The organism is Cellulosimicrobium sp. E-16 (genome assembly GCF_049913115.1).
Taxonomy (GTDB): domain Bacteria; phylum Actinomycetota; class Actinomycetes; order Actinomycetales; family Cellulomonadaceae; genus Cellulosimicrobium.
In genome coordinates this window covers 602,250-625,372 of sequence record NZ_CP183974.1, presented here as the reverse complement: position 1 = coordinate 625,372, position 23,123 = coordinate 602,250, and the positions used below count along the sequence as shown (strand labels likewise).

At 73.5% G+C, this 23,123-nt stretch carries 11 protein-coding genes; 5 read left to right on the top strand and 6 right to left on the bottom strand.

Features of this window, described 5'->3' with window-relative positions; genetic code table 11:
• Window positions 1-100: 100 nt before the first annotated feature.
• From ACN9MS_RS02765 to ACN9MS_RS02740, 6 genes are all read right to left on the bottom strand, one after another.
• Window positions 101-5,521, bottom strand: a complete 5,421-nt coding sequence (locus ACN9MS_RS02765; RefSeq protein ID WP_426310619.1) for a GH92 family glycosyl hydrolase — start codon at window positions 5,519-5,521, stop codon at window positions 101-103.
• Between the two features lie 209 nt (window positions 5,522-5,730).
• On the bottom strand, window positions 5,731-6,870 hold the full coding sequence (locus tag ACN9MS_RS02760) for a LacI family DNA-binding transcriptional regulator (protein WP_426310618.1): 1,140 nt from the start codon (window positions 6,868-6,870) through the stop codon (window positions 5,731-5,733).
• Window positions 6,870-8,078 (bottom strand): sugar ABC transporter permease, encoded by a 1,209-nt coding sequence (locus ACN9MS_RS02755; protein WP_426310617.1) that lies wholly within the window; start codon window positions 8,076-8,078, stop codon window positions 6,870-6,872. Before ACN9MS_RS02755 ends, ACN9MS_RS02760 begins: the two co-directional genes overlap by 1 nt.
• On the bottom strand, window positions 8,075-8,887 hold the full coding sequence (locus ACN9MS_RS02750; protein WP_426310616.1) for an ATP-binding cassette domain-containing protein: 813 nt from the start codon (window positions 8,885-8,887) through the stop codon (window positions 8,075-8,077). Before ACN9MS_RS02750 ends, ACN9MS_RS02755 begins: the two co-directional genes overlap by 4 nt.
• Window positions 8,884-10,017, bottom strand: coding sequence for a substrate-binding domain-containing protein (locus ACN9MS_RS02745; RefSeq protein ID WP_426310615.1), 1,134 nt, complete (start codon window positions 10,015-10,017; stop codon window positions 8,884-8,886). The genes ACN9MS_RS02750 and ACN9MS_RS02745 overlap by 4 nt, the downstream gene beginning before the upstream one ends.
• Window positions 10,014-11,132: an ROK family transcriptional regulator gene (locus ACN9MS_RS02740; protein WP_141390638.1), complete on the bottom strand. Its 1,119-nt coding sequence runs from the start codon at window positions 11,130-11,132 to the stop codon at window positions 10,014-10,016. The genes ACN9MS_RS02745 and ACN9MS_RS02740 overlap by 4 nt, the downstream gene beginning before the upstream one ends.
• A 373-nt stretch (window positions 11,133-11,505) precedes the next feature.
• Between ACN9MS_RS02740 and ACN9MS_RS02735 the strand changes: the two genes are divergently transcribed.
• The 5 genes from ACN9MS_RS02735 (at window position 11,506) to ACN9MS_RS02715 (ending at window position 22,966) form a co-directional block, all read left to right on the top strand.
• Complete coding sequence (locus ACN9MS_RS02735) at window positions 11,506-12,804, top strand: ABC transporter substrate-binding protein (RefSeq protein ID WP_426310614.1); 1,299 nt, start codon at window positions 11,506-11,508, stop codon at window positions 12,802-12,804.
• 141 nt (window positions 12,805-12,945) lie between these two features.
• Window positions 12,946-13,848 carry a carbohydrate ABC transporter permease gene (locus tag ACN9MS_RS02730; protein WP_426310613.1) on the top strand — a complete coding sequence of 301 codons (903 nt, stop codon included), beginning with the start codon at window positions 12,946-12,948 and terminating at the stop codon, window positions 13,846-13,848.
• On the top strand, window positions 13,845-14,747 hold the full coding sequence (locus ACN9MS_RS02725; protein WP_426310612.1) for a carbohydrate ABC transporter permease: 903 nt from the start codon (window positions 13,845-13,847) through the stop codon (window positions 14,745-14,747). Before ACN9MS_RS02730 ends, ACN9MS_RS02725 begins: the two co-directional genes overlap by 4 nt.
• Window positions 14,748-14,946: 199 nt before the next feature.
• Window positions 14,947-18,663, top strand: coding sequence for a glycoside hydrolase family 97 catalytic domain-containing protein (locus ACN9MS_RS02720; protein WP_426311807.1), 3,717 nt, complete (start codon window positions 14,947-14,949; stop codon window positions 18,661-18,663).
• Window positions 18,664-18,991: 328 nt separating this feature from the next.
• A complete protein-coding gene (locus ACN9MS_RS02715) occupies window positions 18,992-22,966 on the top strand; it encodes a discoidin domain-containing protein (protein ID WP_426310611.1) in 3,975 nt (1,324 codons plus the stop codon).
• Window positions 22,967-23,123: the final 157 nt, after the last annotated feature.

The following is a 23,123-nucleotide window of genomic DNA, read 5'->3' as shown; positions in this document are numbered from 1 at the left end:
CGGTACGGCGCGGTGCCCCGGGACGATCATCCCGGGGCACCGCCGGTGGTGCATGCTCACCTCACGCCCCGGAGGCCGGGGCGCGAGGTGGGCTCAGGGTTCAGCCGCAGGTCACGGCCGCGTAGTCCGCCGTGATCGACGCCGTCACCCCCTGGTCTCCTCGGGTCGCCTCGACGGTGACCGTGCCGGCCTCGACCGACGTCGCCCGCGTCGCGAACGACTGGTAGGCGTTGGCCCCCGGCGCGACGGCCGGGAACTCCTTGGTGCCGAACGGCGTGACGAGCCGGATCGCGACCGGCGCGTCCTCGCCGTTCTCCGCACGGACCGCGACGTACGCCTTGCCGGCGAGGCACCGCGTGCTCACCGTGACGTCGATCGCGAGCGTCGGCTGGCCCTCGGTCACGGTCACGGGGACCTCGACCACCTGGCTGGTCCAGCCGTCGTCGACCACGACGTACGCCGTGTAGGTGCCGGCGGCCGCGTAGGCGTGGGCGCCCGTCACCGAGCCGTCGGTCACCGTACCCTCCGCGACGTCGGACCCGTCGCCCCACGTGACCGCCGCGCGGAGCTCGGCGCCCTCACGGCCGCCGGTCACCTGGGCGAGCGCCGCGTCCGTGGACTGGCCCGCGGCGAGGGTCACGCCGTCCGCGGCAGTGACCTCGAGCGCGGGGTGCTCGGCGAACGTGCCGTCGTGCGCGACCGCGACCACGTGGATGCGGCCGTCGCTCGCGAGCGTGCCCGGCTGGTCCGGGAGCGTGAGGCTCACGGCCCGCTTGCCCTCGGGGAGCGTGATCGGCGCCGTCGCGAAGAACGCGGCGGGGGTACCGGTCTGCGGGCTCCCGCCGCGCAGGCGGTTGTCCGTCACCGCGACCGCGATGTTCCCGAACACCGGGTTGCGCGCCGCGCCCGACCAGTCGCCGAAGCTCAGGTCGATGGGCTGCGACGAGCCGTCGTCGAAGGTCAGCACGCCCTGGGCCTGCTGGTTCTTCTCCGTGCCCGTACCGATCACCGAGAGCTGCTCGGCGTCCGCGGGGACCTCGAGCTCGATGGTCTGGCCGTCGCCGGTCGCGTTGTCCGGCTGGCCGACGGGGACGGCCGGGACGTCGAACGCGAGGTCGGTGCCGGGCACCGTCCCCCGCTCGCCCTGGACGAAGCCCTTCGCCGCGAGCTGGGCCCGGTCGAAGAACACGCCCTGGCCGTCGCACGAGCCGACGGTCGTGCCGAGGTCGCCGATGCAGACGTTGTCGTACGCACCGAGCAGCGAGCCCTCGCGCAGGAGCGAGACCGTGACGTACGAGGAGGTCGAGACGGGCTCGATCCCCTCGCCCGAGACCGTGACGGTCACCGGGTAGACGCCCGGGTCGGTCCACGAGTGCGCGGCGTTCACCGCGTACCCGCCGAACGCGCCCGCCTGGAGCGAGCCCGCGACCGGCTCGGAGCCGTCGCCGAACGCGACCTGCACGTCGAGCGCCGACGCGTCGCCCTCGACCCCGGTGAGGGTCGCGAACGAGCCCGAGACCTCGCGCCCGGTGACCGTGTCGCGGTCCGGGGCCGCCGAGAGCGTGAGCTCCTCGGCGCCCGAGGCCTTCGGGTCGGCCAGGAGCTCGACCTCGGCGAGCGACAGCGCGCCCGAACCGGCGGTCGCGGTGACGGTCACGCGGTACCGCGCGAACGCCGTCGGCTCCGCGACCGTGAACGGCCGCGTCTGGAGCGCCCAGCGGAACTGCTCGCCGGACCGCTCGTCGAGCGTCGTCCAGGTCTCGCCGTCGTCCGAGCCCTCGAGGGTCCACGCGGACGGCGACGCCGTCCCGCTCGCCCCGGAGGTCAGCGTGTACGACCCGACCGTCGGCCGGATGCCGTTGCCCGCCCACGTGATCGACGGGGTCGCCGTGGCGAACGTCGTGCGCGTGCCGGACGTGTTGTCCGTCAGCGCCGCGGCGCTCGTGGTCGCGTCGCCGTCCGCGACGGTCGTCGTGCCGAGGCCCGACGTCGTCGCGTCCTGGACCGGCGCCGGGGGCTCGTCGCCCTCCGTGAGCGACGGCGGGGCGTCGTCCTCGCCGGTGCCCCAGGCAGACGGCTCCGGACCCATGACGAAGTCCAGCGTCGCGCCGCCCGAGAGGTCGGCCTGCGAGAGCGACGTCGAGGTGCGGGCCTCGCCGTCCACCGCGAGGGACTGCACGTAGACGTTGTCCACCGAGTTGTTCTCGGCGTTGACCACGAGGTCGCCGTCCGGCAGGTGCACGGTCGCCTTGTCGAAGAGCGGCGAGCCGACCGCGTACTGGTCGGAGCCGACCTGGAGCGGGTAGAAGCCGAGCGAGGCGAAGATCCACCACGACGACATCTCGCCGTTGTCCTCGTCGCCCGGGTAGCCCTGGCCGATCTCGCTGCCGACGAACAGGCGGCGGGTGACCTCACGGACCTTCTCCTGGGCCTTCGAGGGCGCGCCCGCGGCGTCGTACAGCCACGGGATGTGGTGCGACACCTGGTTGCTCATGCCCCACATGCCCATGCGGACGTCGCGCGCCTCGCGCTGCTCGTGGATGCCGCCGTTGCCGGCGCCCTTCTCCGGGGTGGAGAAGAACAGGTCGAGCTTGTCCTCGAGGCCCTGCTTGCCGCCGTAGAGGTTCGCCAGGCCCTGGCCGTCCTGCGGCGCGTGGAACGCGAAGTTCCAGCCGCTCGTCTCGGTGTACCCGCCGCCCCACGCCTCGGGGTTGTAGGTCTCCGGGTCGACGGCCCACGTGCCGTCCTCGTGCCGCGGCACGAAGAAGTCCACCTCGGGGTCGAACAGCTCGACGTAGTGCGTGGCACGCTCGAGGAAGTACGAGGACTCCTCGCGCAGCGTCTCGCGGCGCTCGTCCGGCGTGGCCGGGTCCTCCGCGAGGGCGGCCGCCATGTTGCCGATGCCGAAGTCGTTGATCAGCCCCTCCAGGCCCCACGACACGGACTCGTGCGTGGACTCCGGGGTGAACCCGAGGAACGGCGACGTCTGCAGGCCCTTGCGGCCCACGGCGTTGTTCGGCGGCGCGACGGACGCGTTGCGCAGCGCGGCGTCGTACGCCTCGAGCGCGGAGTCCGTCGGGAGCGAGCCCTTGAGGTACGCGTCCGCGAACGCGACGTCGGAGCTCGTGCCCGTCATGAGGTCGGCGTAGCCCGGGGAGGACCAGCGCGCGATCCAGCCGCCGTCGCGGTACTGCTGGACGAACCCGTCGATGAGCTCGCCCGCGAGCTCGGGGTACAGGAGCGAGTACGCCGGCCACGCCGTGCGGTACGTGTCCCAGAACCCGTTGTTCACGTAGATCTTGCCGTCGACGATCTTGGCGTTGGTCTGCGTGTCCGTCGCCGATCCGGTGGTCGCCGAGACCGGGCTCGCGTACTTGTACACCGGCGCCTGTGCCGTGCCCGTGTTCTCGAACTGCGAGTTCGGGTACAGGTTGAGGCGGTAGAGGTTGGAGTACAGCGTGACGAGCTGGTCCTCGCTCGCGCCCTCGACCTCGATGACGCCCAGACGGTCGTTCCACGCCTGGGCGGCGGCGGCCTTGACCTCGGTGAAGGTCTTGCCCGTCACCTCCAGGTCGAGGTTCTTGCGCGCCTGGTCGAGGCTGATGAACGACGTCGCGACGCGCAGCTCGACCGTCTTGTCGGACGACGTGTCGAACGTCGCGAAGCGCGCGTCCGCACGGTTGCCCGCCGCCGTCCCGACCGCCGTCGGACTACGGTCGAAGGTGCCGGCGACGAACATGCGCGTGCGGCCCACGGACAGGCCCGAGCCGTTCTCGACCCAGCCGGAGATCGTCCCCGTGGCCTGGTCGAACGTCAGCTTGGACGAGCCGTCCACCTTGTCCACGAGCACGTGCCCGGTGTTCCCGGGGTAGGAGAAGCGCAGCACCGCGCCGTGGTCGGTCGGCGTCGCCTCGATCGCGGACTGGTTGGTGAACGTGACCCCGTAGTAGTCCGGGCGCGCCAGCTCGTCGGCGTGGTCGAACTCGAGTCCGCGCGTCGAGAGCGTGGCGTTCGGCGTGCCGGACACCGTCGACGGGAGGAACGTGAGCTGGTTGCGGTCACCCATCCAGGGGCTGGGCTCGTGCGAGATGCCGAAACCCTGGAGCACGGGCTTGTTGTTGGCGTTGTTGGCCTTGTGGTACTCGTACAGCCAGCTCTGCGAGGAGGCGTTGGTGTACGGCGTCCAGAAGTTGAAGCCGTTCGGCGTCGCCGTCGCCGGGATGTTGTTCCCGCGCGAGAAGCTGCCCGACGCGAGCGTGCCGCGGCGCGTGTCCACGTAGTTGGCGAGGCTCGAGCCGTCGATCGTCGCCGGGCTCGCGGTGATCGCGACGTCGTCGAGCCAGCCCGCGAACTTGGTGCCGGCGTGACCGCCCGGGTTGTCGTAGCCGAGCAGCAGCTGGTCGACGGTCTTGCCCGCGGCGACGTCGCCGAGGTCGATCCGCACGGAGTTCCACTGGTCGGCGTAGAGGATCTTGCCCTCGCCCTGCGCCTGCGCGGTCGCGACGGTCTCGTGCGCGTCGCGCGCGCCGAGGTCGGACAGGAAGGTGCCGTCGGTGAACAGCACGTCCACGGACGCGTACGTCGACGGGTACTGCAGGTCGTCGAGCAGCTCGGGGAAGATCGTGTAGCTCAGGCGCGTGTCCTCGCCGACGACGACGTCGACGTCGTCGTAGAGCACGTTCGTCGCGTAGGTCTCGCCGTCGGCGAGGTGCGAGCCGTCGTACCGCAGCGAGTGCAGGCCGGAGAACCCGACGCCCGCCTTGTTGGTGAAGTTCACGCGCGGCCCGGTGCCGACCTTGGTGTTCATGGGCGCGGCCGAGGGGCCGGCGCTCAGGTCGGCCGAGAGGTCCCACCCGGCGAGCTGGACGATGGAGTCGCCCGAGTTCGCCGTGACGTTGAGGCGCAGGTAGGTGTAGGCCTCGGTGGGCTCGTCGAGCTCGAAGCTGCGCGTCTGCTGCCGGTTCGGGAAGTCCTCGTCGGTGCGCTGGTCGAGCGGGGTCCACGTGGAGCCGTCGTTCGATCCCTCGATCGTCCAGGTCTTCGGGTCACGGCCTGCCGAGTCGTCGCCCGACGTCATCGAGTAGGCGACGAACGACACGGGCTCGGCGAACTCGTACCGGACCCAGCCGGTCGAGGCGAACGCGAGCCACTTGGTGCCGGAGCTCCCGTCGGCGAGGTTCGCCGCGCCCTCGTTCGGCAGGTTCTGGGCGCTCGCCGTGACGGCCTTGAGCTTCCCGAGCACGCTGCCGGGGAGGCCGCTCGTGAACGACCCGACGTTCGCCTGCCAGGGCGCGCCGTCGCGCTCGGCCACCGTGGTGGCGAGCGCGGCCGGGTCTCCCGACTCGAAGGACGACGAGAAGTCGCCCGGCTCGGCCGCGGCGGCGGGCGCAGCGGTGAGGGCTCCGAGAGGGACGGCGAGGGGGACGGTGAGGGCAGCGGCGAGCGCGAGGCCGAGGGGCCGCGCGCGGCGGCTGCCGGAGCGCGTGGCGACCACGCGTCCGGGCGGTTGTGGTCTGGTCATGCTCGCGATCTCCTTCGATCGTGACAGCGCTGTCAGGCTGCAGGGGTGCCCCTGACAACGCGCAGGGGGGAAGCGTTGTCAGGGGCGACCTGAACTTATGTGGCGCCAGCGGGCTTTGTCAACGCGACCTGACGCCGGAACAGGACGCCCGCGAGGGCCGGCCACCGGCGTGCCGTCGACGGCCGGGGACGCCCGCAGTCGACGCCCCGCTACGCGCCGGGACCGGGGATCTCGCCCGTGCCGCGGACCACGAGCCGCGTGGGCACCACGACCAGGCGCGGGGCGAGCTCCGGGTTCTCGGCCCGCGACACCGCGAGCGCCGCGGCCTGGCGTCCCATCTCGACGACGTCGTACCCCACGACGGTCACGTCCAGCAGGTCCGCGAGCTCGAAGTCGTCGAACCCCACGAGCGCGACGTCCGCGCGGCCCCCCGCGGCCACGCGGTCGCGCAGCGCGTGGAGCGCGCCGACCGTGATCTTGTTGTTCGCCGTGACGAACGCCGTGGGCGGCTCCGGCAGGGCCAGGAGCTCCGCCACGAACGCGTGCGCGAGCTCCGCGTCGTGGGCGCCGTCGCGCACGTACCGCGACGGGTCCTCGACGCCCGCGCCGCGCAGCGTGGCGACGAACTCGTCGCGGCGCTCCTGGAACGTCCACAGCCGCGACACGTCCCCGACGAGCGCGATGCGTCGGTGCCCGTGCGCGAGCAGGTGCGTCACGGCGTCGCGCACGCCGCCGCGGTTGTCGATGACGACGGTGTCCGCGTCGACGCCCTGCGCGGGACGGTCGATGAACACGACAGGCAGGCCGTCGTCGAGCTCGCGGCGCAACGACGAGTGGTCCGTCGACGTGGGCGTCACCACGAGCGCGCCGACGCGGCGCTCGACGAGCGCCTCCGTGAGCGAGCGCTCGCGCTCGGGCTCCTCGTCGGAGCTCGTGGTGATGAGCTGGAGCCCGTGATGGCGCAGCTCGCGCTCGATCCCGCTCGCGAGCGCGGAGTAGAACGGGTTCGCGAGGTCGCCGGTGACGAAGCCGACGAGCCGTGACGAACCGCCGCGCGCCAGGTCCGCGGCCACCGCGTTGCGCCGGAAGCCGAGCCGCTGCGCGGCCTCCTGCACCTTGGCCCGCGTCTGTGGTGCCACGTTCGGCTCGTCGTTGAGGACGCGCGACGCCGTCTTGAGGCTGACGCCCGCGACCTCCGCGACGGCCGCGAGGGTGGGCCGGCGGCCTCCTCGCCCCGCGTGCGGGCGCACCGTCGTGTCCGCCGGGGTGCCCGTCCCGGAACCCGGCGCCGTGGCAGCGCTCCCGCCCGGCGGGAGCGTGCCCGTGCTCTCCCCCTGCATCACCATCATCAGACCTCCCGTCGACCGCGGATGAGCATGTCGACGACGATAGCGAGCAGGAGCACCGCTCCGGTCACGATGTACCGCGTCGCCGTGTCGAGATTGAGCAGCGTGAGCCCGTTGGCGATCGACTGGATGACCAGCACGCCGAGCAGCGCGGACCACGCGCTCCCCCGCCCGCCGAACAGGCTCGTCCCACCGATGACCGCCGCGGCGATCGCGGTGAGGTAGGTGTCCGCCGCGCCCGTGCCCTGGTTCGCGGCGGCGAGGCGCCCGGCCGCGAGGATGCCCCCCAGCGCGGCGAACGTGGAGCACGCGACGAAGCACGAGACGACGGTCCGGCGCACCGCGACGCCCGCGAGGAGCGCGGAGCGACGGTTCCCGCCCACCGCGCGCACGGACCGGCCCCACCGGGTGCGGCGCAGCAGGACGTCCACCACCACGACGAGCGCGACGAACAGCACGACCGTGTAGCCGATCCCCCGCGCGGTCCCCAGGTACGCGACCGTGCCGACCAGGACCGCGGCGAGGACCGCGGTGCGGATCGCGATCCGGCCGAGCCCGGGGCTCGGCAGCTCGGCGTGCACGCGGCGCAGGTGGTCGACGACGCGCAGCGCGGCGTACCCGGCCACGACCACGACCACCAGGCCCCAGGCGGCAGCCGGCGCGAGGAAGCCCTGCTGCACGGTGCGCACGAGCCAGGACTCGAACGGGATGTTGATCGAGCCCGACGGGCCGAGCACCCGGAGCTGCACGCCCGCGAGGATGAGCAGCCCGGCGAGCGTGAAGACGAACGACGCGAGCCCGAGGCGCGTGGACAACAGCCCGTACCCGAGCCCGACCACGACGCCGACGGCGAGCGCCGCGAGGATCGCGAACCCCACGGGCCAGTCGAGGTTGACCATCCCGACCGCGAGCACCGCCGCCGCGAGCCCGCTCACGGAGCCGACGGACAGGTCGATCTGCCCGACGAGCAGCACGAGCACGACCCCGAGCGCGATGATCCCCGTGGGGGCGCTCTGGAGCGTGAGGTTGACGAGGTTCTCGGCCGAGAGGAACGCGGGGTTGATCGCGCCGAGCACGACCCAGATGAGCAGCAGCGCGCCGACGATCGGCAGCATGCCGAGGTGAGCGCCGCGGAGCTGGCGCACGACGTTGCCGGACAGCACGCCCGAGCGGTCGAGCGCGGCGCCGGAGGTGCGGCCGGGGACGCTCATCGGTGCACCGCCCCGGTGCCGCCGGAGCGCCGCTCGTGCCCCGGGCCGGTCGACGATCGGGTCGTGCCGCTGGTCCGGGCGGGCCGGACCGCGCCGGTCATGGCGGCGAGCAGGTCCTCGTAGGACGTGTCGCCCGCGAACTCGCCGTGCACGCGCCCGAGCCGCAGCACGAGGATGCGGTCCGCGACGGCCTGGAGGTCGCCCGCCTGGTGGCTGATGAGGACGACCGCGTGGCCGCGCTCGCGCAGCTTCTCGATGAGGTTGAGCACCTCGGCCGTCTGGCGGACGCCGAGGGCCGCCGTCGGCTCGTCGAGCACGAGGACGCGCGGCGCGCCGAGCAGAGCCCGGGCCACGGCGACGACCTGACGCTGCCCGCCGGACAGCGTGCGCACGGGCTGGCGCACCGACGGGACGGTCGCGGCGAGCTGGTCGAGCAGGCCCCACGCCTCGCGCTCCATGGCGATCTCGTCGAGGAACGGGCCGCGCAGCGTCTCCTGTCCGAGGAACACGTTCTCGACGACGTCGAGGTCGTCGACGAGCGCGAGCTGCTGGAACACCGCCGCGATGCCGTGCGCCCGCGCGGCCGCGGGCGAGTCGAGGACGACGGGCGCGCCGTCGAGCAGGACCTCGCCCGCGTCGGGCCGGAACGCGCCCGCGACGACGCCGGCGAGCGTCGACTTGCCCGCGCCGTTGTCTCCCACGACGGCGAGCACCTCGTGCTCGTGCACGTCGACGTCGACGTCGACGAGCGCGCGGACGCCGCCGAAGTTCTTGGAGACCCCGCGCAGGGACAGGACGGGTGCGCTCACGGGGCGGCCTCCACGAGCCCGGCCTCGACGCACGCGTCGACGTAGTACGGGGTGCAGATCTCGTCGACCGTGTGGACGCCGCCGTCGACGATGACGCGCTGCACGTCGTCGATCCCGACCGCGCGCGGCGCGAGGAGGAGGCTCGGCACGCCGTCGATGCTCGCGGTGGCGCGCGGGTCCTCGCCGCGCAGCACGCGGACCGCGAGCTCGGCGGCCGTGCGCGCCTGCTGGGCGGTGGCCTTGTAGACGGTCATGTACTGGTCGCCGGAGACGATGCGCTGGACCGCCGCGAGCTCGCCGTCCTGACCCGTGGTGGGCGGGACGGGGTCGAGGCCCGCGGCCTTCATCGCGGCGATCGCGCCGCCCGCGATGCCGTCGCTCGCCGCGAAGACGCCGTCGACGCGGCCGGCGTACTGCGTGAGCTGCCCCTCGACCCACTCGGTCGCCTTGTCGGGGCTCCAGTCGGGGGTGTCGTACTCGGCGAGCACGTCGATGTCCTCTCCGTCGAAGGCTCGGTGGGCACCCGCCGCGTACTCCGCCGCGTTCGGGTCGGTCGGCGAGCCCTGGACGAACAGGACCCCCGGCCGCCGCCCGTCGGGGGGCGGGTCCTGCTCCGCGCGGTCGAGCACCGCGCCGACGAGCGCCTCCCCCATGAGGTACCCGATGAGCTCGTTGTCGAACGACACGTAGTAGTTCGCGCCCTCGACGAAGCGATCGTAGGCGATGACGGGCACCCCGAGCCGCTGGGCCTCCGCGACGATGCTCACCGCGGCGACGGCGTCCACGGCGTCGAGGACGAGGACGTCGGCGCCGCGCGCGAGCATCGACTCGGCCTGCTGCTGCTGGTTCGCGGCGTCCTGGGCCGCGTTGGCGTACAGGACCTCGCACGTGGCGCAGCGCTGCTCGACCACGCCGACGAAGGTCGGGCGGTCGGACGTCTCGTACCGCGCGGTCTTGGCCTCGGGCAGCAGGAGGCCGATGGTCCCCTCGGACGGGCCGGCCGGCTCCTCGGGCGCCGCGCACCCGGCGAGCGTGAGCAGCGCGACGACGACGACCGCGAGCGCGGCCGTCACGACGCCGTGCGCCCGGCGGCGGGCGGGTCCCGTCCGGGCGACGGTGGTCCCGGTCATGCGCTCACCCCCAGCGACCCGCTGACGCGAGCGAGGTCGAGCGCGACGGCGAGCGCGCCGCGCACCTCGGCGGCGGACCCGAGCTCGGACGCGACGACCTGGACGGGGCCCGCGGTGCTCGGCACCGTGCGCTGCTCGAGCGCGGTGCGCAGGGGGCCCAGCAGGGCCTCGCCCGCCTCGGCGAGCTGTCCCCCGACGACGACGATCTCGGGGTCGACCAGGTTACACAGGTTGGCGGCCGCGACCCCCAGGTGCTGGCCGGCGTCGAACAGGACGCGCCGGCACCCGGGGTCGCCCTCCTGCGCGCGCGCGATGACGTCGCGCAGGGTGAGAGGACCACGGCTCTCGGAGAGCATGGACAGCAGGACCCCGGCACCGACGTACATCTCGAGGCAGCCGCGGTTGCCGCAGCGGCACACCGGGCCGTTCTCGTCGATCGTCACGTGCCCGATCTCGCCCGCGACGCCCGCGCGCCCGTGCACGACCCGCCCCCCGAGGACCAGCCCGCCGCCCACGCCGTGGGAGACCCGCAGGTACGCGACGGCGTCGTGCCCGACGGCGGCGCCGAACCGGGTCTCGGCGAGCGCGCCGAGGTTGGCGTCGTTGTCCACGGTCACGGGCGCGCCGAGCTCGGCCTCCAGCATCTCGGGCACGACGACGCCGTCCCAGCCGCGCATCATCCCGACGGTCGCGATGCGGCCCGCGCGCACGTCGACGGGCGCGGGCACGCCGACGCCGACGGCGAGCAGCTCGTCCGGGGCGGCGTCGACCGACGCGACCATCTCCTCGACCAGGAGCGCGGCGCGCTGGAGCCCGGTGTCGGCGCGGTGGTCGGGGGCGAGCGGCATGCGCTGGTCGGCGAGGACGCGCATGGACGCGTCGGCGAGCGCGACCCGCATCGACCGGGTGCCGAAGTGGACGCCCGCGACGAGCCCGAGGTTGCGCGCGAGGGTGACCTGGAGCGCGCGGCGCCCGCTGCGCGTGGAGGGCGAGGTGTGCAGCACGCCCGCGCCGGTGAGCTCCTTGACGATGTTGGAGACGGTGGCCGGGGACAGCCCGGTGACGCCGGCCAGCTCGATCTGCGTGAGGGAGCCACGCTGCTGGACGGCGCTCACGATCCGAGCTCGGTTGGCCTCACGCAGTGAAGTCTGCGAGCCCGGGGTCACCCGGTCAGCGCGCACGCAGGTCAGGATACCGCCGGGGCACCCCCGTCCAGGTGGGACGCCCCGGGGGCTGGACACGTCGCGGGCCCTCCGCGACGACTGGACAGCGCTGTCAGAATGAGCGAGTCTCGACGGAACCGCAGGTTGGATCCACGATCTGACGCGAAGATCACGATTCAGCGACGCTTGCGTTCATTTCTTGACATCAAGGCGCGGCGGGACGTTGTATGGGCAGCGGGTTCGAGGGCGCGCCGGTGCGCCCGGCCGGTGCGACGTGGTCGTCCCGCCGGTCCCCCACGACCGAAGAAGGCGTAGGGAAATCACGATGCGAATCGATCGCAGGACGAGCGCGACGGTGGCGACGGCCGCCCTCGTGGGTCTCGCACTCGCCGCGTGCAGCGGCGGTGGTTCCGGTGACGGGGGAACCGGCGACGGGGGCGCTTCGGGGGGCGGCGACGAGGTCGAGGTCTTCACCTGGTGGGCCGCAGGTTCCGAGAAGGCGGGTCTCGACGCGCTGGTCGGCGTCTTCAACGAGCAGCACCCCGACGTGGAGTTCATCAACGGCGCGGTCGCCGGCGGCGCAGGCTCGGCCGCGAAGGACCTCCTCCAGTCCCGCCTCCAGGCGCAGGACCCGCCGGACACGTTCCAGGCGCACGCCGGCGCGGAGCTCCAGGACTACATCGACGCCGCGCAGATCGAGGACGTCTCGTCGCTCTACGACGAGTTCGGCCTCACGGACGTCTTCCCGGCCGACCTCGTCGACCGTCTCAAGTCCGACGACGGCGCGATCTACTCGATCCCGTCGAACATCCACCGCGCGAACGTCGTGTGGGCCAACCCGACGGTCCTCGAGGCCAACGGCATCGACCCGGCCGCGACGTACGCGGACCTCGACGCCTGGATGGCCGACCTCGACAAGCTCAAGGCCGCGGGCGTCACGCCGCTCTCGGTCGCGACCACGTGGACCCAGGTCCACCTGCTCGAGACCGTGCTCCTCGCCGACCTCGGCGCGGAGGCGTACAACGGCCTGTGGGACGGCTCGACCGACTGGTCGGGCGCCGAGGTGACGGCGGCTCTCGAGGACTTCGAGAAGCTCATGGGCTACACCAACACCGACCGTGACGGGCTCGACTGGCCCGAGGCGACCCAGATGGTGATCGACGGCAACGCCGCGTTCAACGTCATGGGCGACTGGGCCGTCGCGGCGTTCGAGGAGCAGGGCAAGACGCTCGGCACCGACTTCACCGCGGCTCCCGTCCCGGGCACCGACGGCGTGTTCGACTTCCTCGCCGACTCGTTCACCCTCCCGGTGGGCGCGCCGCACCCCGACGGCGCCAAGGCGTGGCTCGAGACCGTCGGCTCGCTCGAGGGCCAGGTCGCGTTCAACAAGGCCAAGGGCTCCATCCCGGCCCGTACCGACGCCGACCCGTCGGAGTTCTCCGAGTACCAGCAGACCGCGATCGAGTCGTTCGGCCAGGACACCATCGTGTCCTCGCTCGCGCACGGTGCCGCCGCGCCCGTCGCGACGCTCAACGCGATCTCCGACGCGACGAGCAAGTTCACGTCCGGCGGCTCCGACCTCGCGACCTTCCAGTCCGAGCTCGTCACCGCCACCGAGGGCTGAGACCCGTCCACCGGATCCGCCGCGCGTCGTCGGGAGCAACCCCGACGGCGCGCGGCGGCCCCGCGCGACCGGACCCCTCCCCGGGACGCCGACGCTCGCGAGCGCCCGCGGCCCACGCCCCCACGACCGGGAAGACCCACCATGCTCAAGTCACTGCGACGAGCCGGCCCAGCGCTGCTGCTGCTCGCCCCCTCGCTGATCCTCGTCGGCGTGTTCGTCTACGGCCTCATCGGCGCGAACTTCCGGACGTCGATCACCGACAACCACACCGCGGCGCAGGCCACCGGCCAGAAGCCGTCGGTGGTCGTCTGGTTCGAGAACTACACCGACCTGCTCGGCAGCGAGGCGTTCCAGCACTCGCTGAAGAACCTCGTCCTCTACACCGTCGTCTTCCTCGTCGGGACGCTCGTCATGGGCTTCGTCTGGGCCTGGATGCTGGACAAGCCGGTCAAGGGAGAGGGGATCTTCCGCTCGATCTACCTGTTCCCCATGGCCGTGTCGTTCGTCGCCTCCGGTGTCGTGTGGCGCTGGCTGCTCAACTCGAACCAGGGCGAGCAGGCCAGCGGCCTCAACCGGCTGTTCCAGATCGTCGGCCTCGACTTCCTGCAGAACAACTGGTGGAACAACGTCACGTGGGGCATCACGGCCATCGCGATCCCCGCCATCTGGCAGCTCTCGGGCTACGTGATGGCCCTGTTCCTCGCCGGGTTCCGCGGCATCCCCGACGAGCTGCGCGAGGCCGCCCGCATGGACGGCGCGAGCGAGTGGAAGCTGTACCGCCACGTGCTCTTCCCGCAGCTCTCGCCCATCGCGCTGTCGGCGCTCATCATCATCGGCCACATGTCGCTCAAGGCGTTCGACCTCATCATGTCGATCTCGAAGCCCGCGAACTACCAGACCAAGGTGCCGGCCGTCGACATGTACGTGTTCAAGTCGAGCTTCGACTACGCCAACGCGGCGGCGGTCGGCTCGATCCTGCTGATCATCGTGGCCGTGGTCATCGTGCCCTACCTGATCCGCACCAATCGTCAGGAGAAGCGATGACGACCACCTCGACGCCAGCCGTCCCCGCTCCCGACGTCCTCGGCACCCCGCGCGACGCCGCGCGACGCCGGCCCCGCGAGCGCTTCTCCGTCGGCCGCACGCTCAAGTACGCGGCGCTGGTCTTCTTCCTCGTCATCGTCCTCATCCCCGTGTACGTGCTGTTCGTGACGAGCTTCAAGGGCGCGGGCGACGCTTCCCCGGCGCGCGCGTGGTCGCTCCCGCAGGTGTGGACCCTCGAGAACTGGCAGACCGCGTGGACCGCGCTGTCGCCCGCGATCTGGCGCACGGTGCAGATGGTCGTGCCGTCCGCGATCATCGCCGCGTTCCTCGGCTCGCTCAACGGGTTCGTGCTCTCACGCTGGTCCTTCAAGGGCGCGAACGTCGTCTTCACGCTCATCCTCTTCGGGATGTTCATCCCCTACCAGGCCGTGATGATCCCGCTCAACCAGCTCGTGCTGGGCCTGGGCATCCCGAGCGGCGTGCCGTCGCTGATCCTGCTGCACGTGATCTACGGCATCCCGATCACGACGCTCATCTTCCGCAACTACTACATGACCGTGCCGCACGAGCTCGTGGAGGCCGCCCGCGTCGACGGCGCCGGGATGCTGCGCACGTACTGGTCGATCATCCTGCCGATCTCGATCCCGAGCTTCGTGGTCGTGCTCATCTGGCAGTTCACGTCGGCGTGGAACGACTTCCTCTTCGCCGTGTTCTTCTCCTCCAGCCAGAACGGCCCCGTGACCCTCGCGCTGAACAACCTCGCGAACGGCGCCCTGCTGCAGAACTACGGCGTCTCCATGGCCGGCGCGCTCTTCGCGTCGCTGCCGACGCTGCTCGTGTACATCGTCCTCGGCAAGTACTTCGTCGGGGGCCTCATGTCCGGCTCGGTCAAGGGCTGACCTCCGGTCGGACCGAGCGCGCGGGGGGCGGGCGGGACCTGGTCGTACCAGGTCCGGCCCGCCCCTCCGTCGTACCACCACCCACCGCACGACGGCGGCCACGCACCCCGTGACCGCCGCGCCGCGCGGCGCCCGCGCACCACCGCGGACCGCCCACGGCCCCCAGGACGACGACGTCTCAAGGAGCCCCGTGTACCGCATGTCGCACGACCCCACCCCGCCCCCACCCACCGCACGACGCCGCGGCAGGCTGCTGTCCGGCGCCGCCCTCGCGCTCGCGCTCGTCGCGCCCGTCGGCGCCGCGACCCCTGCGCTCGCCGCGCCCGGCGCACCGGTCGCCCTCACCGCCGCGCCGGCCGCCGACCGGCTCGACGGGCACGAGGTCTCGTCGCCCGACGGCAGCCTCGGCCTCACGGTCGGCGTCGTCGACGGGCGTCTCACCTACGACGTCGTGCGGGACGGCACGACGACCGTCGTCGGCGCCTCCGGTCTCGGCCTCGTGCTGCGAGGCCCCGACGCCGACCTCACGTCCGGGATGACGGTCGAGTCCGTCGAGCGCGACGAGATCGACGAGACCTGGACCCCGGCGTGGGGCACGAGATCGTCGGTGCGCAACCACGCGAACGAGCTGACCGTGCACGCGCGCCACTCCTCCGGCCTGGCGCTCGACGTCGTGGTCCGGGTGTTCGACGACGGCGTCGGGTTCCGCTACGTCCTGCCCCGCCAGGACGCGCTCGCGGGCGGCCCGTTCGCCGTGACGGCCGAGCGGACCGAGTTCGCGCTGCCGGCTGACCTCACCGCGTACTTCATCCGCGCCGGCAAGGACTGGAACGCGGACGAGAAGCACTACCGGACGGCACCGGTCGGGGACGTCCCCGACGCGCAGACGCCCCTCACGCTCTCCCGCGGCGACGACCTGTTCCTCGCGGTCCACGAGGCCGACCTCACGGACTACGCGAGCATGACGCTCGTCCGCGGGGCGACGCCCGGGACCCTGGTGAGCGAGCTCGTCGCGTTGCCGGACGGCACCAAGGCGGTGCTCGACGCCCGCGAGAAGGACGTCGTGACGCCCTGGCGCACGGTGCAGGTGGGACGCGCGGCGGGCGACCTCGCCGAGTCGCACCTGGTGCAGAACCTCAACCCGCCCTGCGCCGTCTGCGACGTCGACTCCGACGGCGACGGCACCGCCGACACGGCCGACTGGATCGAGGCGGGGACGTACACCGGCGTGTGGTGGGAGCTCCAGCGCCGCCACACGACGTGGACCGCGGGCGCCAAGCACGGCGCCACGACCGCACGGATCAAGGACTACATCGACCTCGCGGCAGACGCGGGGGCGCGGTACGTGCTCGCGGAGGGCTGGAACACCAACGCCGGCGGCTCCTGGACCAACCAGGACTTCACGACGCCGATGCCCGACGTCGACCTCGACGAGGTGCTGCGCTACGGCGCCGAGAAGGGTGTCGGGTTCGTCGCGCACAACGAGACCCGCGGCTACGTCGACTACTACGACCAGAACCTCGAGCGGATCTTCTCCCAGTACGAGGAGTGGGGGATCCACGCGATCAAGACGGGCTACGCGACCCGCTTCCAGCTCGGCGGCGTCAACCGCAGCCACTACGACCAGGAGGCCGTCAAGCACTACCAGCGCGTCGTCGAGGCGGCGGCCCGGCACGGCATCTCCGTCAACGCGCACGAGGCGATCAAGCCCACGGGCAAGGACCGCACCTGGCCCAACATGATGACCGGCGAGGGCGTCGCGGGCATGGAGCAGCAGAACTACATGGGCGCGAACGGCAACCCGCCGGAGCAGGCGACCATCCTGCCGTTCACGCGCTGGATCGGCGGCCCGGCCGACTACACGCCGGGGGTCCTCGACGTGCTGTGGGACCCGGCGGGGCTCAACACGCGGGTGCAGACGACCACGGCCACCCAGCTCGCGCTCTACACGACCTTCTACAGCCCGCTCCAGATGCTCGCGGACACGCCGGAGAACTACGCGAAGCACGCGGAGGCGTTCGAGTACCTGCGCGGCATGCCCGCGACGTGGGACGACTCGCGCGTGGACGCGCAGATCGGCGACCACGTCACGACCGCCCGCCGCAGCGGCGACACCTGGTACGTGGGCGTCGTGACCGACGAGGTCGACCGCACGCTCGACGTCCCGCTGGACATGCTCGACGACGGCGTCACGTACGTCGCGGAGGTCTGGGCCGACGCCCAGGACGCGAGCTGGAAGGGCAACCCCACCGCGGTCGAGGTCACGCGGTCCCTCGTGACCTCGGACGACGTCCTCAGCGCGTCGCTCGTCGGGGCGGGCGGGCAGGCGGTCCGGCTCCGGCCGGCCACCGCGGAGGACCACGCCGCGCTGGCGCCGTACGAGCGGGCTCGTCTCGACCTCGCGGGCGCACCGGAGGCCACGTTCGACCCGGCAACCGGCACCGTGCACGTCTCGGCCGAGGTCGCCAACGCGGGGACCACGGTCGCCGAGGCGCACCTGGTCCTCGACGGCGAGACGGTCGCGGGCACGACCGCGCGGGTCGGCGGCGGCCAGACCCGGGAGCTCTCGTTCACGCTCGACGCGGCCGACGTCTCCTACGCGGAGCACAACGAGCTCGCCGTCGCAGGGGTGGACGGCGCGTCGGGCGAGCCCGCCCGGGCGGCGCTCCTGCCGTACCCGGACGGCGCCGCCCTGGAGGCCCTCGTGGCCGCCGCCCGCGCGGACGGCGGTCTCGACGCCACGACGGCGGGGCTGCTCTCGACCCGCGTCGGGGCGCTCGTCGCCGCGGCGGCCGACGCCGACCTGGGCGCCGCCCGGGTCGCAGCCCAGAGCGTGCGGACGGTCCTGCTCACGCGCTCGAGCGAGCAGGTCGGCGGCTCCGCGCTCGCGACGCTCGACGCCGCGGTCGCGCCGTGGCTCGGCGAGCGGGTCGGGCTGCCGCGCGTGCTCGCCACGCTGCACGCGGCCGAGGAGGCGGGAGACCTCGCGGAGAGCGACGCCGCCGCCGCGCGCGCGCCGCTGGCCGCCGCGGTGCGTGCTGCGACGCGCGACGACGACGCGGCCGTGGGCAGGGCCCTCGACCGGGCGACCGCCGCGCTCGCCGCGCTGCCCGCCGGGGCCGCGGTCGAGACCCTGGGCGGGCTCGTCGCGGCCCAGCGTGAGGAGCTCGTCCTCGAGGCCGAGGCCGGGACCCTGAGCGGGGGCGCGATCACGACGACCGAGCACCCCGGCTACACGGGGACCGGCTTCGTGCGGACCCTCAGCCGCGAGGGTGCGGCGTTCGCCGTGGCCGTCGCGGACGTCGCGCCGGGAACCACCTACGAGGTGAGCTTCCGCTACGCCAACGGCATGGTCGTCGCCCCGCTCGACCGCCAGCTCTCGCTCACGGTCGACGGCGTGTCCGCCGGGCCCGTCCCGTTCCCGAACCTCGGCCAGGACGCCGAGCGCTGGCGTCGCTGGGGCTTCACGGAGCCGGTCCGCGTGACCGTGGGCGAGGGGACGACGCGCGTCGGCCTGCGCTACGACCGCGGCGACACGGGCAACGTGAACGTGGACCACGTGCGGCTCGTGCCCGACCGCGGGGTCGTCGTCGGGTCGGCCGGGGGCGCTGCCGGCACCGCCGCCGACGTCCGGGTCGAGGTGCAGCCGCGGTGCCTGGCGGGCAAGGCGTACGTCGCCCTGCGCGCGCTCAACGGCGAGGACGTCCCGGTCGGGCTCTCGCTCGACCTGGCGACCGCGTTCGGCGAGCGCACGGTCTCCGACGTCGTGCCCGGCGCGTCCGGCTACCAGTCGTTCGCGACGCGGGCGCGGGCCGTCGAGGCGACGACCGCGGTCGTCACCGCCCACGGCGAGCTGGGCGGAGAGCCCGTGGACGCGCACGTCTCGGTCGACGTGCCCGCCGTCGACTGCGGCTGAGAGAGGACCGCCCGGTCGGTCGTCACGGCGGCCGACCGGGCGAAGTCCGCGGCGCTCCCTTCACTCCCGGGAGAACCCCGCCTATACTCACTTTCGACAGCGCTGTCAGGTGGCCCCGCGCCGCCGCGTGCGACGTCGCACGACCTGAGAGGACCCACCGCGTGAGCACCCCCCGCCCTGCCTGAGCAGCGCCCCCCGACCCGCGCGGGGGCGCCGGTCGTCCGACCCTGGACCGGCGCTCCCCGCGCGAACCCGCACCACCCCACCCCACCCGCACGACCCGCCCGAGCACCAGCACCGTTGCCGCTCGACGACGCCCGGAGGCCCCATGACCCGCACGCCCGCCCCACCGCCAGGACGGCGCGCACGCCGCCGCGCCACCGCCGCCGTCGCGCTCGCGACCGCCGGGGCCCTGCTGCTCACCCCTGCGGTCGCGCAGGGAGCGCCGTCGGCCGCCTCCCCCGCGGCCGCCACGGCGGGGATCGACGCCGCCCCCGCGTTCGGCGCCCCCGACGCGACGGCCGCCGACTACTACGGCGCGCTGCTGCGCCACACCCGATGGGTCGAGTCGGTCTGGGACGAGTCCGCCGGGGTGTACCAGCTCAAGGACTTCAACTTCGCCGTCGTGCTGGGCAACGCCGTGCTCCTGACCCACGGCGAGTACGACGCCGAGCTCGCAGGCGTCTCGGAGGAGACGCTCCGCGCGCACACGCTCGCCACGATCCGGCACTACGCGGCCACCAACCGGTTCGTCGACCCCGCGGGCACGTGGGGCAAGAGGCTGTTCTGGGACTCGACGTTCCAGTCGTACTTCCTCGCGGCCGGGACCCTCCTGTGGGACGAGCTCGACGCGACGACGCAGGCGAACCTGACCACCATCGCGACGAGCCAGTCGTCGTACACGGCTGACCTCGACTTCGGCAAGGACCCGCTCTCGGGCTCCTGGACCGCCGACTGGCCGACGGGCAAGCACGAGGGCGACACCGCGCAGGAGGAGGCCGGCGTCTACACGCAGGCGCTCGCCCCCGGCCTCGCCTGGGCCCCCGACGCCCCCGACGCGGCGCGCTGGGCCGAGCAGCTCGCCGACTGGGGCCGCAACGCGGCGGGCCAGCCGACGGCCGACCGCAACAACCCGGCCGTCGTCGCGGGCAAGCCCGTGTCGACGAACACCATGCAGACCATCCACGACACGTACCTCGTGGAGAACCACGGGTCGTTCGGCCCGCACTACCAGTCCGACATCTGGCGTTCGGGCGGGCGCAACGCGATCCACTTCCTGCTGCGCGACGAGCCGCTGCCGGAGATCCTCACGCACCAGCCCAACTCGGCGGAGCTGTGGGAGTCGATCAAGCTCGTCATGTCCGACGCGGGCGAGCCGTTCATGCCGATGGTCGCCGACCGCGAGTTCCTCTACGGGCGCGACGCGATCCCGATGGCGTTCCTCGGCCAGGTGCTGCGCGACCCCGACGCCGCGCGTGCCGAGGCGAACCTCGCCGCCGCGCTCGCGGACTACCAGTCGTACGCCCCGGTCTACCGGCTCGCGAAGTTCTCGGGCGAGCCCAAGTACGAGCCCGAGGCGCGCGCGGAGATCGCCATCTCCTACCTGCTGCACGTCGAGGCCGCCGAGTCCCCCGAGGGCCCGGTCGAGCCGACGCCGCAGGACGAGTTCTTCGAGCGCCTCGCCGGGGTGCGCGACTTCGGTGCCGGCCCGGGGCTGACGGTCCAGCAGACCGCGGACGCCTGGGCCGCGGCGTCGAGCCGCAAGGGCTTCGTCAAGTTCCCGTGGGTCCCGTCGCACGACTCGTGGCTCTTCCACGTCTCGGGCTCGACCCCGTACCTCTACCCCACCACCGGCGCGACCGTCGACGAGCGGCACGTGACGACCTACACGGAGCCGCGCGACGGCTTCGAGGGCACGTCGTCGGTGTTCCGCGTCGGCAGCGGCTACGCGGGCCAGGCGACGCTCCCGACCGGGGCCGCCGTCTACGCGTCGACCGGCGCCGGCACGGAGGACGCGAGCCTGTCCGTCCGCAACCTCGACATGAACGGGTACTCCGGGCTCGACGGCTCGCGCACCTACACGACCGCCGAGGGCGAGACCACCGCGACGCTCCCCGTCACCCGGCCCGCCGACCCGGCGGACGCCAAGGCCGCGCGCGTCGACGACCTCGCGTTCGCGCCCGTCACGGCGCGGTACGTGCGGCTCCTCGGCCAGCAGGGCCACCCGCAGTACGGGTACTCGATGTTCGCGTTCCACGCCTACGGCGCCGACGAGGGGTCCGCGACCGACCTCGCGGCCGGCAAGGTCGCGACGGCGTCGAGCGAGGACGCCGCGGGCGGTCGTCAGGCCGCGCGCGTCACCGACGGCAACCCGTCGACGCGGTGGGCGGTCGCCGTCTCGCAGCGCACGCGCCCCGACTCGTGGATCCAGGTCGACCTCGGCGAGGAGACCACCGTGGGCGGCGTGCGGTTCGCGTGGGAGGCGAGCGCGGGCGCGCGCTACCTCGTCCAGACGTCGACCGACGGCCAGACGTGGACCACGGCGACCGCCTACGGCAAGGCCCCGGCGGACGTGAACGTCGCCCGCCTCGACACCGTCGACCTCACGCCCGAGGGCGCGGACGAGCCCGCCCCGGTCACCACGCGCTACGTCCGCATGCAGGGCGTGCGCGGCGACGCGGCGTACGGCTACTCGCTCTACCACCTGCGCGCGTTCTCCCCGACGGGGGCCGACGTCGCCGCCGGCAAGCCGGCCACGGCGTCGAGCGCCAACGGGTCGAACCCCGCGAGCGCCGTGACCGACGGCTCGGCCACGACCCGCTGGGCCGTGTCGGTCGCGGACCGTACGAAGCCCGACTCGTGGGTCCAGGTCGACCTCGGCGCGCCCACCGCGGTCAGCCAGGTACAGCTCGGCTGGGAGGTCGCCGCGGGCCAGGAGTACCGCGTCCAGACGTCGCTCGACGGGCAGACGTGGCAGGACGCCGCGTCCTTCCGGTACACGGGCGACCAGGTGCTGCGCAGCGAGGGCGACTGGCTCAACGTCGAGGGCGAGGCCGGGTTCGTCGTGCGCGGCTCGGACGCGCCCGTGACCGTGTCGCGCGCGAGCGACACGCGGCACGTCGTGCGGCTCACCGACGGCGCGACCGGTCCCCGGCTCGTCGAGATGGTCCCGGGCGACGCCGCGGCGACCGCCGCGCAGGCCGGGGCCCGCGTGCCCACGGCCGAGGACCCGGCGGTGCTCGTGAGCGCCGTCGACGGGTACGTCGTGGCGTTCAACCTCACGGGCGCGGACGTCGCGACGACGCTCACCGTCCCGCACGACGGCGGCGCCGTCCCCGTCTACGCGGGCACGCAGACCGTCGGGGCGGACGCCTCGACGCTCGCGGTCACCGTCCCCGCGGGCGACGCGGTCGTCCTCGCGCCGCGCGCGACGGTCGCCACGCCCGCCGGGCAGACCCCCGCCGGGGTCACGGTCGCCGTCGCCGACGCCCGCTCGTTCCGCGTGAGCGGCGACGGCACGCCGGTCGAGCTGCGCCACGCCGAGACGGGCGCGACCCGCACGGTCGGGGCGACGGCGTCGGGCACGCGGGTCACGTTCCGGGACGCGACGCCGTTCCCGGTCGCGGACCGCGCGCTGAGCACCCTCACGTTCCCCGCGTCGGTGCTGCCCGAGGGCATGACGTCGCCCTCGCTCGCCGTGGACGGCGACGCCGCCACGACGTGGGTCCCCGGACCGGACGGCCGCATGGTCACCGACCTGGGCGCGCCGCGCGAGATCGGCACCGTCGTCGCCGCGTGGGAGCGCGGCGGAGCTCCGGAGTCGGTCGTCTCCGTGAGCGACGACGGCCTGACCTTCACCGACGTCGGCGCGATCGGCGCCGGTGGCGTGCGCGGCACGCTCGCCGTCGACCGCACGGCGCGGTACGTCGCGCTGAGCACGTCGTGGCAGGACGGCGACCCAGGGCTCACCGCGCTGCGGGTGCTCGCGCCCGGCGCGGCCGACCCGTCGTCGCCCGCAGGCGTGGCGGTCACCGCGACGGCCGAGGTCCGGTGCCTCGGCGGCAAGCCGTACGTCGCGGTGCGGGTCGTGAACGACGACGACGCGCGCCTCGACGTCGAGGTCGCCACGCCGTGGGGCTCGAAGAGCTTCCCGTCCGTGGCGCCCGGCAAGAACGCGTACCAGTCGTTCGCCGTCCGCGGCGACGCGGCCGGCGCGGTCGAGGTCACCGCCGCGCCGGCGGACGACGCCGACGAGCGCGAGACCGTCGCGACCCCGGAGCACGGCCGACCGACCTGCGGCTGACCCGCTGCGGATCACTCCGAACCCGGGGTCGCTCCCCGATCCACCTCCGGATCGAGGAGCGACCCCGGGTTCGGCCATGTCGAGGACCACGTGCTCATAGCCCGCGCACAGCCGCGCGCTACGTTCGCCCCAACCTGCCTCCCTAGCCTCCCCATCG

Excerpts from the sequence above, each read along its gene's own strand:
- ACN9MS_RS02720 (WP_426311807.1), top strand. The coding sequence starts at position 14,947 with ATGTCGCACGACCCCACCCCGCCCCCACCCACCGCACGACGCCGCGGC.
- ACN9MS_RS02760 (WP_426310618.1), bottom strand. The coding sequence starts at position 6,870 with ATGATGGTGATGCAGGGGGAGAGCACGGGCACGCTCCCGCCGGGCGGG.
- ACN9MS_RS02730 (WP_426310613.1), top strand. The coding sequence starts at position 12,946 with ATGCTCAAGTCACTGCGACGAGCCGGCCCAGCGCTGCTGCTGCTCGCC.
- ACN9MS_RS02735 (WP_426310614.1), top strand. The coding sequence starts at position 11,506 with ATGCGAATCGATCGCAGGACGAGCGCGACGGTGGCGACGGCCGCCCTC.
- ACN9MS_RS02765 (WP_426310619.1), bottom strand. The coding sequence starts at position 5,521 with ATGACCAGACCACAACCGCCCGGACGCGTGGTCGCCACGCGCTCCGGC.
- ACN9MS_RS02755 (WP_426310617.1), bottom strand. The coding sequence starts at position 8,078 with ATGAGCGTCCCCGGCCGCACCTCCGGCGCCGCGCTCGACCGCTCGGGC.
- ACN9MS_RS02715 (WP_426310611.1), top strand. The coding sequence starts at position 18,992 with ATGACCCGCACGCCCGCCCCACCGCCAGGACGGCGCGCACGCCGCCGC.
- ACN9MS_RS02745 (WP_426310615.1), bottom strand. The coding sequence starts at position 10,017 with ATGACCGGGACCACCGTCGCCCGGACGGGACCCGCCCGCCGCCGGGCG.
- ACN9MS_RS02725 (WP_426310612.1), top strand. The coding sequence starts at position 13,845 with ATGACGACCACCTCGACGCCAGCCGTCCCCGCTCCCGACGTCCTCGGC.